General features: G+C 45.5%; 2 protein-coding genes. Both read right to left on the bottom strand.

The annotated features are described in order from the left end of the window. Positions 1–89 precede the first annotated feature (89 nt). The gene (locus BM030_RS19485; protein WP_211657674.1) at positions 90–626 is read right to left on the bottom strand and encodes a hypothetical protein; all 537 of its coding nucleotides are present in this window, start codon (positions 624–626) and stop codon (positions 90–92) included. A 439-nt stretch (positions 627–1065) separates the two neighbouring features. Continuing rightward, a complete protein-coding gene (locus BM030_RS19480) occupies positions 1066–2079 on the bottom strand; it encodes an amidohydrolase (protein ID WP_090975268.1) in 1014 nt (337 codons plus the stop codon). Positions 2080–2152 lie beyond the last annotated feature (73 nt).

Below are 2152 nucleotides of genomic sequence, written 5' to 3'. Positions count from 1 at the left end.
GCTCCGGTTTGAATCGTTTCCCTTTCATAATACACTGTTAAAGTTATCAATCATTTTCTATTCTCTAACAGTCTTTTTTTCGGGGAAGCTTACACGCCTCTTTCGGTTGCAAAACGCTTTGCTAAAACTTCGATTTTCGCACTCGGAATAGGCTTCCCGTAAAAAACAGATTTCTCTATATCAAGAGGTCTTTCGATACTGTAGACTAATGTTGTAATCGTTTTACCTTTGATAGGAAAAACACCAAGTGTCGTAGTTCTGAGTACTTCGTCTTTGAAGTCGTCGTCTTTCCTGATGATATCCTTCAGTTGCTCTTGATTGATCGACTTATTGACCACGATCGGTTTATCATCGACTAAGATCGTGTACCGATAGTCCTGCACACTATCTATCTTCCTGAAATAAATTTGGATACTTAGATTGTTGACTTCCGGTAAATAACTAAAGGAGGTATTAGGTTGATTGGGAAATTTATTGTAGTAATAGACATTTTTAGCTGAACTATCAACAGTCATGAGTAGTCTTCCTCCACCTGGGTACGTGTGATTAAAGTTGATGCCTTTTTGTGCGTTTACTGCAGGTAGCATAATAAGGAGACTGATAGATGTTAAGATTATCTTTGTCATATCGTCTAGTTTAATTTTCATCAAACTTGTAACAATAATAACAAAACCAAAACACCTAAATAGTAAGGATAGGGTTTGAAATAGTAAGTGTAGTGTTTTGCGCTGTATTTGAATATTGCAAAAAAAGCTGTTCTTGTTAACTTAATCAGATTGGAGAGTTAGCCCATAGTGAGTGAAAATTCATGAAGTATTGGACGATGCAGTGTATCTTTTAATTGATTCATTCGCTTCAAATCTTCCAGAAAAAAGGTTCGAGTTCTGTACTAATGGGCTCAAAAAACTCGACGAAAGTCGGGGCTTTGTTGTTTAAACAGGGATAAGTTTTGCTTTTCATGGAAGCATAAAATAACACGGCTTTGGATATCCCGGCAGCTCCAGAACGGGATGTTGTCAACGCCTCACCAATTACTGATACGGCAATCCCCCAAGGTGCTGCCCGTCAGGGGACGTGCAATTGATACACCGTTTCGCCCTCAATAGCGGTTTGTACTACTGCTATGTCGCGTAATTCTTCCATCGGGGCTGTCATGATATCTTTTTCCAGTCGTACAAAATCGGCTTTCTTGCCAACTTCGATACTGCCGCGTTCCGCCTCTTCAAAAAAACTATATGCTGCCCATATGGTCATGCCGCGCAACGCCGCCTCGCGGCCTATAGCGTTTTCGGGCTGGAAACCACCTTTGGGGTTGCCCGTTTGGTCAACGCGGGCGACCGCGGCATGAAAGCCGTACAGGGGGTTGATATCCTCTACAGGAAAATCACTCCCAAGGGCTAACAAACCAGCGCTGTTGAGCAATTGTTTGAAGGCGTAAGCGCCCTTGATGCGCTCGGGTCCCAGGCGATCGATCGCCCATGACATGTCTGACGTGGCGTGTGTGGGCTGTACTGACGGGATTACCGAGTAGTTGCCGAACTTTTCGAAATCTTGTGGAGACACCACCTGGACATGTTCAATACGCCAGCGCCGATCGTTCTTGCCGCCAAGATGCTTGCCGTAAAGGTCAAGGACAATCCGATTTGTCGAGTCGCCGATGGCGTGGGTACACACCTGAAACGGACTGTCTGCCAGGCGCGCCAAAGCAGAGTCAAGGTTTTGGGGTGATAACAGCAAAAATCCCGAACGGGGATTGTCGGAATACGGCTGGAGCAGGCGTGCTCCACGTGAGCCCAGGGCTCCGTCTGCCATGATTTTGAACGACCGTACCGTAAAGCGGTCGCCGATATGGGGTCCTTCCTGAAGGTAGTAATCTACATTTTCGGGACTTAGCCGAATCATGGCATGGTTTCGGATACGAAGCTGTTGATGTTTGTATAAGCTGTCCAAGAGGCGGATCTGGGAGCGGCTTACGCCGGCGTCGCTCACTGTTGTAAGGCCCACGGCCAGGCAGGAGGCTTCTGCCTTTTTCAGCCGTTGGACAACTTCACCGGCGGGTATCCGCCCGACCAACTGCATATTTTCTGATTAATTGATCGTCTTTAGCTTTACGCCCAAAATAATATATTTATGAAAGAGCGTAGAGATTACA

It is taken from the genome of Parapedobacter composti (genome assembly GCF_900112315.1).
In the GTDB taxonomy this organism is placed as follows: Bacteria; Bacteroidota; Bacteroidia; order Sphingobacteriales; family Sphingobacteriaceae; genus Parapedobacter; species Parapedobacter composti.
The sequence above is the reverse complement of the archived record's forward strand: the minus strand, read 5'-3'. Positions and strand labels throughout refer to the sequence as shown.